Genomic DNA, 12,587 nt, shown 5'->3' on the forward strand with positions numbered 1-12,587 from the left:
CTGTCCTACGTCTTCCTCAGAGGTAGAGCCCGGTCGAGTCCTCGGTTCCCTCGAAACGGTCGGCGGCCACGGCGTGCAGGTCACGCTCACGCATGAGCACGTACGCCACGCCCCGCACCTCGACCTCGGCCCGGTCCTCCGGATCGAACAGGACCCGGTCACCCGGCTCCACGGTACGGACGTTCTGCCCCACGGCCACGACCTCGGCCCAGGCCAGCCGCCGCCCCACCGCCGCGGTGGCGGGGATCAGAATGCCCCCGCCCGACCGCCGCTCGCCCTCACCGGTCTCCTGCCGCACCAGCACACGGTCGTGCAGCATCCGGATGGGCAGCTTGTCGTGCTGGGTGCTCTGCTCGTTTCTCTTGACGCTCACGCCTTCGAACCTACCTGCCTCTACCACGTCCGTGCGCCGGTGGGTCAGCCCTTGGTCAGCCCTTGGTCAGCCCTTGCGCCGCCGGGTGCTCAGGGCGAACAGGCCCACCAGCCCGACAGCGACCAGGGCGACGGGCACGATCCGCTCCAGCCGGGGGGCGCCCTCCTCATCCACGAACTTGGCCCGCACGTCGCTGACGACCCGGTTGACCTCCACGTAGGCCCGTCCGAGCGTGTGATCGACGTTGGCGGCCACCCGGGCCTTGGCGTCCCCGACGATCGTCTTCGGGTGCACCCGCACCCCGATCTCGTCCAGGGTCTCGGCCAGCACATCGCGGCGGCGCTTGATGTCCGCCTCGATCTGCGCCGGCGTTCTCGTGTCCGACGTGTCCGACGTGTCCGCCACCGTACGGCCTCCGGAAGTCTGCTGATGCTGTCCAAGACAGTCTGTCAGCTCCACGTGCCGCCGCACCGCCAGGACCCCCGGTTACGCTAGCGCGATGAGTGAGCGACTCCAGCCCGGGGACGTTGCCCCCGACTTCACCCTGCCCGACGCCGACGGCAACCAGGTGTCCCTGTCGGACCACCGGGGCCGCAAGATCATCGTCTACTTCTACCCGGCCGCCCTGACCCCCGGCTGCACCAAACAGGCCTGCGACTTCACCGACAACCTGGAGCTGCTGGCCGGCGCGGGCTACGACGTCCTCGGCATCTCACCGGACGCCCCGGAGAAGCTGGCCCGCTTCCGCGAGAAGGAGAACCTGAAGGTCACCCTGCTCGCCGACCCCGAGAAGACCACCACCGAGGCCTACGGCGCCTACGGCGAGAAGAAGAACTACGGCAAGACCTACCTGGGCGTCATCCGCTCCACGATCGTCGTCGACGAGGAGGGCAAGGTGGAACGCGCCCTCTACAACGTCCGCGCCACCGGCCACGTCGCCAAGATCATCAAGGACCTGGGCATCTGACGCCCGTCGGCTGCCGCCGATCGGCCCGCGCCGGCATTTCCCGGCGCGGGCCGCTCTCACGTCACCGTGCGTGACCTTCCGACAACCGTTTCGTTACTCCGTACGAGGCCACGAACACGCGGCCGGTACAGGAGGGGCGAGAGACGTGCAGAGCACACCCGAATCCACGACGCGCAACACGCGCGAGCACGGCGCACGGCGGCTGGACCCGTACGACAAGACGCAGCTCGCACCCGCCGTCGCGGAGGCTCGCAACTGGGCCGACCTGATGCGCCGGCTCGGGCTCAGGGCGAGCGGAGGACAACGACGCGTACTGCAGGAGAAAGTGGCCGCGCATGGCCTCGACACGAGCCACTTCGTCAGGCTCAGCCCGTGGCGCAAGTATCCGGACTCTGCCATTGCCGAAGCCGCCGCCTCATCGTCCTCGTTGCGCGAAGTCGCCCTGAAGCTGGGCGCCACTCCGGCCACCGGCACCCTGTCACACATTCGCCGCCGCATTCACGCGGCCGGTATCGACATCAGACACTTCCCTGGTATCAACCGGCCCGACCTGGACCTGCCCTTCACGGCCGAGGAACTCAGGGCGGCTGCGGCAACGGCGACCAGTGTGCGAAGCGTGGCTCGCGCTCTAGGCGTACCGGATGACAGCCGCTCCCGCGCGACTCTGAGCCGTATGTTGCGCGCTGAGCGCATCGACACGGCGCATTTCTCCCACCAACGCCTGCCCATTCCCGAGGACAGGCTTCGCGACCTCGTACAGCGCTCCACGAGCTACGCCGAGGTGATGCGAGGCCTCGGCCTGGACGTGAACGACACCAACCACCGGCGCGTCCGGCGCGCAGCGAATCGACTGGGCCTGGACACGAGCCACTTCAAGCGCCGGTCGTGGGCGCGTCCGGAGCGCCCCGCGCCTGAGTTCATCGCCCACCGGGTGCTAAACGTCCTGCCCCCGGAATCAGGACGCACGAACAGGTCCCAACTTCACCGGGCCCTGACCGAGATCGGGGTGCCATACGCATGCGAAACCTGCGGCAACACAGGCGAGTGGCTCGGTCGGCCCATCACCCTGCAGATCGACCACGTCAACGGGGACTGGCGCGACAACCGTCGGGAAAACCTGCGCTATCTGTGCCCCAACTGTCATGCGCTGACAGATACGTGGTGTCGGCAGAAGGGCAGGGTGCCCCTCGCCGCGTGACTCGCTCTACCCGTACACTGAGCGCTGCCGGTTGAGCACGATGACCGTTTTTGAGCGGCCGTGATGGAATTGGTAGTCATGCTGGGTTTAGGTCCCAGTGGGTTCACGCCCGTGTGGGTTCGAGTCCCACCGGCCGCACACGTACAGAGGGGCCGCCCAGTACTGGGCGGCCCCTCTCTGTGTCAGCCCAGTAGATCCCGTATCACCGGTACCAGGGCGCGGAAGGCCTTGCCGCGGTGGCTGATGGCGTTCTTTTCTTCCGGGGTCAGCTGGGCGCAGGTGCGGGTTTCGCCGTCGGGCTGGAGGATCGGGTCGTAGCCGAAGCCGTTCGTGCCGGTGGGGGCGTGGCGGAGGGTGCCGCGGAGCTGGCCCTCGACCACGCGTTCGCGGCCGTCGGGGAGGGCGAGGGCGGCGGCGCAGGCGAAGTGGGCGGCGCGGTGGGCTTCGTCGATGTCGGCGAGCTGGGCGAGGAGGAGGTCGAGGTTGGCCTTGTCGTCGCCGTGGCGGCCGGACCAGCGCGCGGAGAAGATGCCGGGGGCGCCGCCGAGGACGTCGACGCAGAGGCCCGAGTCGTCGGCCACCGCGGGCAGGCCCGTGGCCTGGGCGAGGGCGTGGGCCTTGAGGAGGGCGTTCTCGGCGAAGGTGACGCCGGTTTCCTTGACGTCGGGCACGTCGGGGTAGGTCTCCGCGCCGATGAGGTCGTGGGGCAGGCCTGCTTCGGCGAGGATGGCCCTGAGTTCGGCGATCTTTCCGGCGTTGCGGGTGGCGAGGATCAGGCGGGTCATGTCCCTCAGTATCGCGGGCCCGGCGGTGTGCGTTCGCCGGGTTGCCGGGTCGCCGGGTTGCCGGGTTGCCGGGTCGCCCGGGTTACGAGGTGCAGACCTTGGTGAGTTCGCCGGCGGCGTCGGTGACCGGGCTGATGTCGGGGGTGCTGTCGCCGTCGCGGACGGCGGTGCGGACGTTCTGCACGGCCTTCTGCAGGTCGTCGACGGCCTTGTTGACGTCGGCGTTGTCGGTCTTGTCGCCGATCTTGTCGAGGTTCTTGTCGATGGAGGCGAGGGACTGGTCGAGCTGGGTGGGGTTGTCGGCGGCGTTCTCGACGGCCTGCTGGAGGTCGGTGACGCTGTCGGCGATGGCGTCCGCGGTCTGGACGCAGTCCAGGGCCTTGTTGACGGCGTCGCAGCCGGTGGTGAGTGCGGCGGTCAGCGCGACGGCCGCCGCCGTGGCGGCGACTGTGGCGGTGCGGCGGCTGTGCCGGCGTCGGCTCGCGGCCATGCTGGGTTTCCCTCCGTGTCCAGGCCCGTGGGCCCCCCGTGCTGGTCGGGCGCACGACGGTGTGTCGTGCGCCCGCAATCGTACGGACGCGCGGGCGGGCGTCGGGGGTTGCCCCCGGTGCCCGCTTTCCTTGGCGTTCCTTTTACCCGGTCCTTTTACCCGGTGCGCCCGTTACCTGTCGAGGACGGTGTCGAGGGTCGTGCGCTGGAGGGCGGCGAGTTCCGTGCAGCCGGCGACGGCGAGGTCGAGCAGGGCGTCGAGTTCCTCGCGGGCGAAGGGTTCGGCCTCGGCGGTGCCCTGGACCTCGACGAAGCGTCCGTCGCCGGTGCAGACGACGTTCATGTCGGTGTCGGCCTTGACGTCTTCCTCGTAGCAGAGGTCGAGGAGGGGGACGCCGCCGACGATGCCGACGGAGACGGCGGAGACGGTGCCGGTGAGGGGCTGGCGGCCGCCCTTGATGAGTTTCTTGCCCTGGGCCCAGGCGATGGCGTCGGCGAGGGCGACGTAGGCGCCGGTGATGGCGGCGGTGCGGGTGCCGCCGTCGGCCTGGAGGACGTCGCAGTCGAGGACGACGGTGTTCTCGCCGAGGGCCTTGTAGTCGATGACGGCGCGCAGGGAGCGGCCGATGAGGCGGCTGATCTCGTGGGTGCGGCCGCCGATCCGGCCCCGGACGGACTCGCGGTCGCCGCGGGTGTTGGTGGCGCGGGGCAGCATGGCGTACTCGGCGGTGACCCAGCCTTCGCCGCTGCCCTTGCGCCAGCGGGGGACGCCTTCGGTGACGGAGGCGGTGCAGAGGACCTTGGTGTCGCCGAAGGAGACGAGGACGGAGCCCTCGGCGTGCTTGCTCCAGCCGCGCTCGATGGTGACCGGGCGGAGCTGTCGGGGGGTACGGCCGTCGATTCGAGACATGGCGCTGAGCCTAGCCGTACGGGCGGGAGGGGCTCTCCCCCAGGGAGGACCGGTGCGGGGGGGGGCCGCCGTGAAGGGCCCTTCCCGGTGGGAAGGGCCCGGTCAGTGGAGCGCGGGGTTCACATCATGTCCTCGATCTCCGCGGCGATGGGGTCGGCGTCGGTGCCGATGACGACCTGGATGGCGGTTCCCATCTTGACGACGCCGTGGGCGCCGGCGGCCTTGAGGGCGGCCTCGTCGACCAGCGAGGCGTCGGACACCTCGGTGCGCAGCCGGGTGATGCAGCCTTCGATCTCCTCGATGTTGTCGATGCCGCCGAGTCCGGCGACGATCTTCTCTGCCTTGCTGGCCATGTCGTTCTCCCCTGTTTCGAACCGTTTTGTCGACCGGTTTGTCGCAGTAACCTACAGCCGGTTCCCGGGCGCGGAGCACGGTGTTCCGGTCCTGGTTCCGGAGGGTTCCTCACTCTGCCTTCATCGTGCTACAACAGGTCTACACCACTGAGTGGTGTAGACCACCACCCGATGGAGGAAGTCTATGAGCACCGCCACCGCGCCGACGGCGGCCCCCTCGAAGAAGTGGGGATCGGGCCTGTTGCAGGGCCTGCAGAAGGTCGGCCGCAGCCTGCAGCTCCCGATCGCCGTGCTGCCCGCGGCGGGCATCCTGCTGCGGCTCGGCCAGGACGACGTGTTCGGCAAGGACGGCCTCGGCTGGAACAAGGTGGCGGCCGTGTTCGCCACCGCCGGCGACGCCGTCTTCAGCAACCTGCCGCTGCTGTTCTGCGTCGGCATCGCCATCGGCTTCGCCAAGAAGTCCGACGGCTCGACCGCGCTGGCGGCGCTGGTCGGCTTCCTGGTGTACAAGAACGTGCTGACCGCGTTCCCGATCACCGAGGCGAAGGTGACCAAGGGCGCGGACGTCGCCGCGACCTACAACGACCCCAAGGTGCTGGGCGGCATCATCATGGGTCTGATCGCCGCCGTCACCTGGCAGCGGTTCCACCGCACGAAGCTGCCCGACTGGCTGGGCTTCTTCAACGGCCGCCGTCTGGTCCCGATCCTGATGGCGTTCATCGGCACGGGCGTCGGCGTCGTGTTCGGTCTGGTGTGGGAGCCCATCGGCGGCGTCATCACGGACTTCGGCGAGTGGATGACCGGTCTCGGTTCCGTCGGCGCGGCCGTCTTCGGCGCCATCAACCGGGCGCTGCTGCCGGTCGGCATGCACCAGTTCGTCAACACGGTGGCCTGGCAGGAGATCGGCTCGTTCAAGGACGGCTCCGGCGCCGTGTGGCACGGTGACCTGCCGCGCTTCTTCCACGGTGACCCGACCGCGGGTCAGTTCATGACCGGCTTCTTCCCGATCATGATGTTCGCGCTGCCGGCCGCCGCACTGGCGATCACCCACTGCGCCCGTCCGGAGCGCCGCAAGGCCGTCGGCGGAATGATGCTGTCGCTGGCGCTGACGTCGTTCGTGACCGGCATCACCGAGCCGATCGAGTTCGCGTTCATGTTCATCGCGCCGCTGCTGTACGTGATCCACGCGCTGCTGACCGCGGTCTCCATGGCGGTGACCTGGGCGCTGGGCGTGCACCACGGCTTCAGTTTCTCGGCCGGCGCGATCGACTACTTCCTCAACTGGGGCCTGGCGACCAAGCCCTGGCTGATCATTCCGGTCGGCCTGGTGTTCGCGGCGGTGTACTACGCGGTGTTCCGCTTCGCCATCACCAGGTTCGACCTGCCCACGCCGGGCCGCGAGCCCGAGGGGGAGGTCGAGGACCTCACGAAGGCGTGAGCCTTCCGGTACGACGAAGGCCCCCGGCCGCTGGGATCCACCGGAACTCGGCGCTCGGGGGCCTTCGTCGTGCCGTGCTCGTCGGATCCGGGCGTCAGATCCGGTACGTCGTCCCGGGCGTCGCCAGTTCCACCGGGCCGTCGAACACCGCGCGCGCGTCGGCGAGGTTGATCTGCGGGTCGGTCCACGGCGGGATGTGGGTGAGGACCAGGCGCCGGGCGCCCGCCCGGGCCGCCGCCTCGCCGGCCTCGCGGCCGTTGAGGTGCAGGTCCGGGATGTCCTCCTTGCCGTGGGTGAACGCGGCTTCGCAGAGGAACAGGTCGCTGTCGCGGGCGAGTTCGTCGAGGGCCGGGCTGACGCCGGTGTCGCCGGAGTACGTCAGGACCTTCCCGCCGTGCTCGATGCGGATGCCGTACGCCTCCACGGGGTGGGCCACGCGTTCGGTGTGCACGGTGAACGGGCCGAGGTCGAACGTGGAGGGCTTGACCGTGTGGAAGTCGAAGACCTCGCTCATCGAGGAGGCGGTGGGGGTGTCCGCGTAGGCGGTGGTCAGCCGGTGTTCGGTGCCCTCGGGGCCGTAGACGGGGATCGGCTCGCAACGGCCGCCGTCGTGGCGGTAGTAGCGCGCGACGAAGTACGCGCACATGTCGATGCAGTGGTCGGCGTGCAGGTGGCTGAGGAAGATCGCGTCGAGGTCGTAGAGACCGCAGTGGCGCTGCAGCTCGCCGAGGGCGCCGTTGCCCATGTCGAGAAGCAGCCGGAAGCCGTCGGCCTCGACGAGGTAGCTCGAGCAGGCCGATTCCGCGGACGGGAACGACCCCGAGCAGCCGACGACGGTGAGCTTCATGGGAGCAGAAACCTCCGCTGGCGGGATGTGTAGACGGGGGTCGTGCGGTCCGTCGAGCGTAAGGCGCAAAACCCGCGGTCGCTCCTCCGCCAAGGGCTGTTGTGGGCGAACTCACCTGTGGTGTCACCGGTTCGGCTGGAAGAGGGGCGGACCGGGGGTGCGGGGCGGCGCGCGACGCCGGGTGCGCGCCGGTAACGTCGTGCGCATGGACACGTCCTGGTGGCCGGCGCTCGCCGCGGTGGTGCTGCTCGCGCTCGTCGCGACGCTCGTCGACGGGTGGGGGCGGGGGCGGCGGCCCGGGGGACGCCGGACGCGCCCGCCGGGGCGGCCGGGGGTGCGGCCGGGGGTGCGGCCGCGGCCGGCGGAGATCTGGTGGGCGAACGTCCCGTTCGAGGACGCCCCGGGGCCGCGAGGGGCGGCGCGCGGTGCGGCGGGCCGGGCGGCGGGCCGGGCGGCGGGGCGCGGCGGGCGGGGGAAGGACCGGCCGTGTCTGGTGCTGGTGGTGCACGGTGAGCGGGCGACCGTCGCGAAGATCACCAGCCGGTACCGTGGCGGGCGGCCGGGGGTGATCGCGCTGCCGCCGGGCGCCGTGGGTGACGCCCGGGGACGCGCGAGCTTCCTGGAGACGGACGGGCTGCGCGAGGTGCCGGTGGGGGACTTCCGGCGCCGGGTGGGTGTGGTGGACCCGGCCCTGTGGGACCAGGTCCGTCATCTGGCCGGCTGAGCCCTCGGCGAGGGCTCACCGAGGCGAGGGCTCAGGCCCAGAGCTGGCCGTGCAGGGTTTCGATGGCCTCTTCGGTGGTGGCGGCGGTGTAGACGCCGGTGGAGAGGTACTTCCAGCCGCCGTCGGCGACCACGAAGACGATGTCGGCGTGCTCGCCGGCCTTCAGCGCCTTCTTGCCGACGCCGATGGCCGCGTGCAGTGCGGCGCCGGTGGAGACGCCCGCGAAGATGCCCTCCTGCTGGAGGAGTTCGCGGGTGCGGGTGACGGCGTCGGCGGAGCCGACCGAGAAGCGGGTGGTGAGGACGGAGGCGTCGTACAGCTCCGGTACGAAGCCCTCGTCGAGGTTGCGCAGGCCGTAGACGAGGTCGTCGTAGCGCGGCTCGGCGGCGACGATCTTGACGTCGGGCTTGTGCTCGCGCAGGTAGCGGCCGACGCCCATGAGGGTGCCGGTGGTGCCGAGGCCGGCCACGAAGTGGGTGATGGAGGGCAGGTCGGCGAGGATCTCCGGGCCGGTGGTGGCGTAGTGGGCGCCCGCGTTGTCCGGGTTGCCGTACTGGTAGAGCATGACCCAGTCGGGGTGCTCGGCGGCGAGTTCCTTGGCGACCCGCACGGCGGTGTTGGAGCCGCCCGCCGCCGGGGAGGAGATGATCGTCGCGCCCCACATGCCGAGCAGGTCCCGGCGCTCCTGCGAGGTGTTCTCGGGCATCACGCAGACCATGCGGTAGCCCTTGAGCTTGGCCGCCATGGCCAGGGAGATGCCGGTGTTGCCGGAGGTCGGCTCGAGGATGGTGCAGCCGGGGGTGAGCCGGCCCTCCTTCTCCGCCTGCTCGATCATGAACAGCGCGGGGCGGTCCTTGATCGAGCCGGTGGGGTTGCGGTCCTCCAGCTTGGCCCAGATGCGGACGTCGTCGGACGGCGACAGGCGCGGCAGGCGGACCAGGGGCGTGTTGCCCACCGCGGCGATCGGCGAGTCGTAGCGCATCTGGATCAGGCCATACCGCCGGCCACGGCCGGCAGGATCGTCACGTTGTCGCCGTCGGCGACCTTGGTGTTGATGCCGTCGAGGAAGCGGACGTCCTCGTCGTTGAGGTAGACGTTGACGAACCGGCGCAGCTCGCCGCCGTCGACGATCCGGGCCTGGATGCCGGTGTGCCGGGTCTCGAGGTCGGCGAAGAGTTCGGCGAGGGTGTCTCCCTGGCCCTCCACCGCCTTCTGACCGTCGGTGTACTGGCGGAGGATGGTGGGGATGCGGACCTCGATGGCCATGGTTGCGGGCTCCTGTCGGATGGTGTTCGGGTCGGTGGGCGCGCGGCAGCGCTGTGCAGCAGGTCGTGCGTGTGTGAGGCGCCGCGGCTCACGGCCGTACGGCGGCAGGGCAGCGTCAACAGATGGCGCTGGCGAGCCTGCACAGGTCGACGTGCAGCCGCGCCACGAGCAGCATGCCCGGCGTCTTTTCGCTCACGTCATGGGGAACCATGAACTCATCGTATCGATTCCCCGCCGGGCACCCCGAGTGTGATCTCAGATTGCGGACGGAATTCATCCAAGGTTTGAGATCGGGAGGTCAGTAGGCCTCCACTACCTTGACTTCCTCCTCCGTGATCTCGCCTTCCACGATGCGGAAGGAGCGGAACTGGAAGTCGCCGGCGCCGTCGGTGTCGGCGGTGGAGACCAGGACGTAGTGGGCGCCGGGTTCGTTGGCGTAGGAGACGTCGGTGCGGGAGGGGTAGGCCTCGGTCGCGGTGTGGGAGTGGTAGATGATCACCGGCTCCTCGTCGCGGTCGTCCATCTCGCGGTAGAGCTTCAGCAGGTCGTGCGAGTCGAACTCGTAGAACGTGGGCGAGCGGGCCGCGTTCAGCATCGGGACGAAGCGCTCGGGGCGGCCGCTGCCCACCGGTCCGGCGACGACGCCGCACGCCTCGTCGGGGTGGTCCTCGCGCGCGTGGGCGACGATCTGGTCGTACAGGGCCTGGGTGATGGTCAGCATGGTGGCCAGGATAAGCAGAGGGCCGCCGCGTACCGGAGGGTGGTACGGGGCGGCCCATATGCCGGACGGTGCGGGGCCCTGGCCGGTCAGCCCGGGCGCCCTGGCGGGTCAGCCCACCTTTTCCAGCGTCGGCTCGCGGCGCTCGGCGATGCGCGGGTTGCGGCTCCTGAGCACGGTCCAGCCGATGCCGAGGGCGGCGGCCCAGCCGGCCATCACGTACAGGCAGACGCGCGAGTCGGCGTCGTAGGCGATCAGGCCGGTGACGAACAGCAGGAAGACGATGGCGATCCAGCTGCACACCGAGCCGCCCGGGGCGGGGAAGGCGGAGGCGGGCAGCCGGCCCGCGACGACCGCGCGGCGGTAGCGGACGTGGCTGATCAGGATCATCAGCCAGGTCCAGATGCCGGCGGCGGTGGCCACCGAGGTGACGTAGCCGAACGCCTTCTCGGGGACGACGTAGTTGAGGACCACGCCGATGCCCATGAAGAGGACGGAGACGGTGATGCCGAGTGCCGGGGCCTTGGCGGCGGACAGCCGCTGGAAGCCCTTGGGCGCCTCGCCGTTGTCGGCCAGGGTGCGCAGCATGCGGCCGGTGGAGTACATGCCGGAGTTGCAGGAGGACAGGGCGGCGGTCAGCACGACGAAGTTGACGATGCCGGCGCCCGCCGGGATGCCGATCTTGGCGAAGGCGGCGACGAACGGGCTCACGCCGGGCGCGAACTCGGTCCACTTGACCACGCAGAGGATGACGGCGAGGGCGCCGACGTAGAACAGGGCGATGCGCCAGGGCAGCGTGTTGATGGCCTTGGGCAGGGTCTTCTCGGGGTTCTCCGACTCGCCGGCGGTGACGCCGACCAGTTCGACGGCGAGGTAGGCGAACATCACGCCCTGCAGGGTCATCAGGGAGGAGCCGATGCCGTTGGGGAAGAAGCCGTCGAAGGCCCAGAGGTTGGAGACGGCGGCGGTGTCGCCGGCCGAGCTGACGCCGAAGGTGAGCACGCCGAGACCGATGACGATCATGCCGATCAGGGCGGTGACCTTGACCATCGAGAACCAGAACTCGAGCTCGCCGAAGACCTTCACGGAGATGAGGTTGACCCCGAAGAGGATCACCAGGAAGACCAGGGCGGTCACCCACTGCGGGACGGCCGGGAACCAGTAGTGGACGTAGATCGCGGTGGCCGTCAGCTCCGACATACCGGTGACGACCCACATCAGCCAGTAGGTCCAGCCGGTGAAGTAGCCGAAGAACGGGCCGAGGAATTCGCGCGAGTATTCGGCGAAGGAGCCCGAGACCGGGCGGTAGAGCAGCAGTTCGCCGAGCGCTCGCATGATGAAGAAGACGATGGCGCCGGCGAGGGCGTACATCAGGATGAGGCTGGGGCCGGCCTTGGCGATGTTCGCTCCGGCCATCAGGAACAGTCCGACGCCGATGGCGCCGCCGATGGCGATCATCTGGACCTGGCGGCTGCCGAGTCCGCGTTCGTACCCCTCTTCGGAGGTGTTCTCCGTGTCGACCTGGGCGGAGGTCATGTGCGGTGCGCCTTTCTCCATGCCGAGCCCGGCCTCTCGTCGGCCGCGGACCGGCTCTCGATCCCCCCGGATGAATGGAGTTGAGCGGGCTTCGCAGCCCGCTCGTGCCTGGCCGGCGGTCGCCGGCTCGGTGGCGCACCCGGCGGACGTGGGTGGTGTCCGCCGGGCGGTCGTGAAGATTTATCACGGCCGCAATCTTGATCATCGGCGTGGAAAGTGAGACACGCCACAGGGAAAACCGGACAAAGAACACTCGTGAGGCGCATACCCGGCCGTCGCGGTGATGTGATCGTTATCCGGATTTGAGCGCCCTCTGAGCGAACGGAGTGAACGCCGGACCGTCACCCGGTCAGGGCATGAGGGTGGCGACGAGGGTCTCCTGGAGGCCGCCCAGCCACAGGTACGCCATCACCATCGGCTTGCGCGGGTCGTCGTCGGGCAGGCCGTAGAGGGCGTCGGTGTCGTCCTCGTCGGTGATCTCCAGCCGGGCGCCGATGGCCAGGCGCAGGTCGTTGAGGGCGCCGAGCCACTGCCGGGACTCGCCGGCCGACAGCTTCAGCACGGCCCCGCCGTCGCCCGCGGGCTCGAGCGCGTCCAGCGAGCGGACCACCGCGAGGGCGTTCTCGCGCTTGCCGGCGCGCAGGTCGTTCTCGGTGTAGCGGCGGAACTCGGCGGAGTGCGCCCGCCGTTCCTCCGCTTCGGCGGACGTGCCGGGGGCCTGCTCCGGGTCGCTGTAGGCGTCGGGGAACAGCCGTTTGAGGACGGGGTCCTTGGGGGGTTCGCTGGGGCCGTCGGCGAACAGCCCGGCGAGCGGGTCGGCGTTGGCGTCCTCGGCGGGGCCGGGGCCGATCAGCTCCAGGAGCTGGACGGCCAGCGACCGGATGATGGAGATCTCGACGTCGTCGAGGGCGACGGCCGCGCCGCCGCCGGGGAGCGGTTCGAAGTGTCCGGGCATGAAGGAGATTCGCTACTTCCGGTCCTGC

General features: G+C 69.9%; 17 protein-coding genes and 1 tRNA gene. 5 read left to right on the forward strand and 13 right to left on the reverse strand.

Translation table 11 applies throughout. The features are described from left to right. Positions 1 to 16 precede the first annotated feature (16 nt). Positions 17 to 373, reverse strand: coding sequence for a GroES family chaperonin (locus ACZ5GT_RS10610; RefSeq protein ID WP_469018560.1), 357 nt, complete (start codon positions 371 to 373; stop codon positions 17 to 19). Between the two features lie 66 nt (positions 374 to 439). Beyond that, entirely contained in the window at positions 440 to 778 is a 339-nt protein-coding gene (locus tag ACZ5GT_RS10615) for a DUF3618 domain-containing protein (RefSeq protein WP_469018563.1), read from the reverse strand. A gap of 94 nt (positions 779 to 872) precedes the next feature. Between ACZ5GT_RS10615 and bcp the strand changes: the two genes are divergently transcribed. The 3 genes from bcp to ACZ5GT_RS10630 all read left to right on the forward strand — a co-directional run bounded on the left by bcp (position 873) and on the right by ACZ5GT_RS10630 (position 2,676). After that, positions 873 to 1,340 (forward strand): thioredoxin-dependent thiol peroxidase, encoded by a 468-nt coding sequence (gene bcp / locus ACZ5GT_RS10620; RefSeq protein WP_469018567.1) that lies wholly within the window; start codon positions 873 to 875, stop codon positions 1,338 to 1,340. A gap of 145 nt (positions 1,341 to 1,485) precedes the next feature. Then, positions 1,486 to 2,538, forward strand: coding sequence for an HNH endonuclease (locus tag ACZ5GT_RS10625; RefSeq protein WP_469018570.1), 1,053 nt, complete (start codon positions 1,486 to 1,488; stop codon positions 2,536 to 2,538). Positions 2,539 to 2,592: 54 nt separating this feature from the next. Beyond that, positions 2,593 to 2,676, forward strand: a tRNA-Leu gene (locus tag ACZ5GT_RS10630). Between the two features lie 44 nt (positions 2,677 to 2,720). On the opposite strand, the gene rdgB is transcribed toward ACZ5GT_RS10630, so the two are convergent. The 4 genes from rdgB to ACZ5GT_RS10650 all read right to left on the reverse strand — a co-directional run bounded on the left by rdgB (position 2,721) and on the right by ACZ5GT_RS10650 (position 5,075). Continuing rightward, positions 2,721 to 3,323, reverse strand: coding sequence for an RdgB/HAM1 family non-canonical purine NTP pyrophosphatase (gene rdgB, locus ACZ5GT_RS10635; RefSeq protein ID WP_469018574.1), 603 nt, complete (start codon positions 3,321 to 3,323; stop codon positions 2,721 to 2,723). An 82-nt stretch (positions 3,324 to 3,405) separates the two neighbouring features. Then, on the reverse strand, positions 3,406 to 3,813 hold the full coding sequence (locus ACZ5GT_RS10640; protein WP_469018577.1) for a hypothetical protein: 408 nt from the start codon (positions 3,811 to 3,813) through the stop codon (positions 3,406 to 3,408). A gap of 171 nt (positions 3,814 to 3,984) precedes the next feature. Continuing rightward, complete coding sequence (gene rph, locus ACZ5GT_RS10645) at positions 3,985 to 4,722, reverse strand: ribonuclease PH (protein ID WP_469018580.1); 738 nt, start codon at positions 4,720 to 4,722, stop codon at positions 3,985 to 3,987. A 119-nt stretch (positions 4,723 to 4,841) separates the two neighbouring features. After that, on the reverse strand, positions 4,842 to 5,075 hold the full coding sequence (locus ACZ5GT_RS10650) for a PTS sugar transporter subunit IIB (RefSeq protein ID WP_030610403.1): 234 nt from the start codon (positions 5,073 to 5,075) through the stop codon (positions 4,842 to 4,844). A gap of 184 nt (positions 5,076 to 5,259) precedes the next feature. Between ACZ5GT_RS10650 and ACZ5GT_RS10655 the strand changes: the two genes are divergently transcribed. Continuing rightward, positions 5,260 to 6,513: a PTS transporter subunit EIIC gene (locus ACZ5GT_RS10655; RefSeq protein WP_469018585.1), complete on the forward strand. Its 1,254-nt coding sequence runs from the start codon at positions 5,260 to 5,262 to the stop codon at positions 6,511 to 6,513. 94 nt (positions 6,514 to 6,607) lie between these two features. Here the strand turns inward: ACZ5GT_RS10655 and ACZ5GT_RS10660 are convergent, their stop codons facing one another. Then, positions 6,608 to 7,360, reverse strand: coding sequence for an MBL fold metallo-hydrolase (locus ACZ5GT_RS10660; RefSeq protein WP_469018590.1), 753 nt, complete (start codon positions 7,358 to 7,360; stop codon positions 6,608 to 6,610). A gap of 205 nt (positions 7,361 to 7,565) precedes the next feature. Here ACZ5GT_RS10660 and ACZ5GT_RS10665 point away from each other — a divergent pair, with 205 nt between their 5' ends. Continuing rightward, positions 7,566 to 8,084, forward strand: coding sequence for a type II toxin-antitoxin system PemK/MazF family toxin (locus ACZ5GT_RS10665; RefSeq protein ID WP_469018593.1), 519 nt, complete (start codon positions 7,566 to 7,568; stop codon positions 8,082 to 8,084). A gap of 31 nt (positions 8,085 to 8,115) precedes the next feature. On the opposite strand, the gene ACZ5GT_RS10670 is transcribed toward ACZ5GT_RS10665, so the two are convergent. The 6 genes from ACZ5GT_RS10670 to ACZ5GT_RS10695 all read right to left on the reverse strand — a co-directional run bounded on the left by ACZ5GT_RS10670 (position 8,116) and on the right by ACZ5GT_RS10695 (position 12,559). Next, entirely contained in the window at positions 8,116 to 9,066 is a 951-nt protein-coding gene (locus ACZ5GT_RS10670) for a PLP-dependent cysteine synthase family protein (protein ID WP_469018598.1), read from the reverse strand. Between the two features lie 5 nt (positions 9,067 to 9,071). After that, on the reverse strand, positions 9,072 to 9,350 hold the full coding sequence (locus tag ACZ5GT_RS10675; RefSeq protein WP_324784107.1) for a MoaD/ThiS family protein: 279 nt from the start codon (positions 9,348 to 9,350) through the stop codon (positions 9,072 to 9,074). Positions 9,351 to 9,465: 115 nt separating this feature from the next. Then, positions 9,466 to 9,561 (reverse strand): putative leader peptide, encoded by a 96-nt coding sequence (locus ACZ5GT_RS10680; protein ID WP_469018602.1) that lies wholly within the window; start codon positions 9,559 to 9,561, stop codon positions 9,466 to 9,468. 87 nt (positions 9,562 to 9,648) lie between these two features. Beyond that, positions 9,649 to 10,071 carry a M67 family metallopeptidase gene (locus ACZ5GT_RS10685; RefSeq protein WP_469018605.1) on the reverse strand — a complete coding sequence of 141 codons (423 nt, stop codon included), beginning with the start codon at positions 10,069 to 10,071 and terminating at the stop codon, positions 9,649 to 9,651. A gap of 108 nt (positions 10,072 to 10,179) precedes the next feature. Continuing rightward, positions 10,180 to 11,604 carry an amino acid permease gene (locus ACZ5GT_RS10690; protein ID WP_469018608.1) on the reverse strand — a complete coding sequence of 475 codons (1,425 nt, stop codon included), beginning with the start codon at positions 11,602 to 11,604 and terminating at the stop codon, positions 10,180 to 10,182. Positions 11,605 to 11,953: 349 nt separating this feature from the next. Next, a complete protein-coding gene (locus tag ACZ5GT_RS10695; protein WP_469018611.1) occupies positions 11,954 to 12,559 on the reverse strand; it encodes a DUF2017 domain-containing protein in 606 nt (201 codons plus the stop codon). Positions 12,560 to 12,587 lie beyond the last annotated feature (28 nt).

The sequence above is a fragment of the Streptomyces sp. NPDC031340 genome (genome assembly GCF_055569945.1).

Excerpts from the sequence above, each read along its gene's own strand:
- ACZ5GT_RS10665 (WP_469018593.1), top strand. The coding sequence starts at position 7,566 with ATGGACACGTCCTGGTGGCCGGCGCTCGCCGCGGTGGTGCTGCTCGCG.
- ACZ5GT_RS10675 (WP_324784107.1), bottom strand. The coding sequence starts at position 9,350 with ATGGCCATCGAGGTCCGCATCCCCACCATCCTCCGCCAGTACACCGAC.
- ACZ5GT_RS10685 (WP_469018605.1), bottom strand. The coding sequence starts at position 10,071 with ATGCTGACCATCACCCAGGCCCTGTACGACCAGATCGTCGCCCACGCG.
- rph (WP_469018580.1), bottom strand. The coding sequence starts at position 4,722 with ATGTCTCGAATCGACGGCCGTACCCCCCGACAGCTCCGCCCGGTCACC.
- rdgB (WP_469018574.1), bottom strand. The coding sequence starts at position 3,323 with ATGACCCGCCTGATCCTCGCCACCCGCAACGCCGGAAAGATCGCCGAA.
- ACZ5GT_RS10695 (WP_469018611.1), bottom strand. The coding sequence starts at position 12,559 with ATGCCCGGACACTTCGAACCGCTCCCCGGCGGCGGCGCGGCCGTCGCC.
- ACZ5GT_RS10690 (WP_469018608.1), bottom strand. The coding sequence starts at position 11,604 with ATGACCTCCGCCCAGGTCGACACGGAGAACACCTCCGAAGAGGGGTAC.
- ACZ5GT_RS10640 (WP_469018577.1), bottom strand. The coding sequence starts at position 3,813 with ATGGCCGCGAGCCGACGCCGGCACAGCCGCCGCACCGCCACAGTCGCC.
- ACZ5GT_RS10680 (WP_469018602.1), bottom strand. The coding sequence starts at position 9,561 with ATGGTTCCCCATGACGTGAGCGAAAAGACGCCGGGCATGCTGCTCGTG.
- ACZ5GT_RS10650 (WP_030610403.1), bottom strand. The coding sequence starts at position 5,075 with ATGGCCAGCAAGGCAGAGAAGATCGTCGCCGGACTCGGCGGCATCGAC.
- ACZ5GT_RS10660 (WP_469018590.1), bottom strand. The coding sequence starts at position 7,360 with ATGAAGCTCACCGTCGTCGGCTGCTCGGGGTCGTTCCCGTCCGCGGAA.
- ACZ5GT_RS10655 (WP_469018585.1), top strand. The coding sequence starts at position 5,260 with ATGAGCACCGCCACCGCGCCGACGGCGGCCCCCTCGAAGAAGTGGGGA.
- bcp (WP_469018567.1), top strand. The coding sequence starts at position 873 with ATGAGTGAGCGACTCCAGCCCGGGGACGTTGCCCCCGACTTCACCCTG.
- ACZ5GT_RS10670 (WP_469018598.1), bottom strand. The coding sequence starts at position 9,066 with ATGCGCTACGACTCGCCGATCGCCGCGGTGGGCAACACGCCCCTGGTC.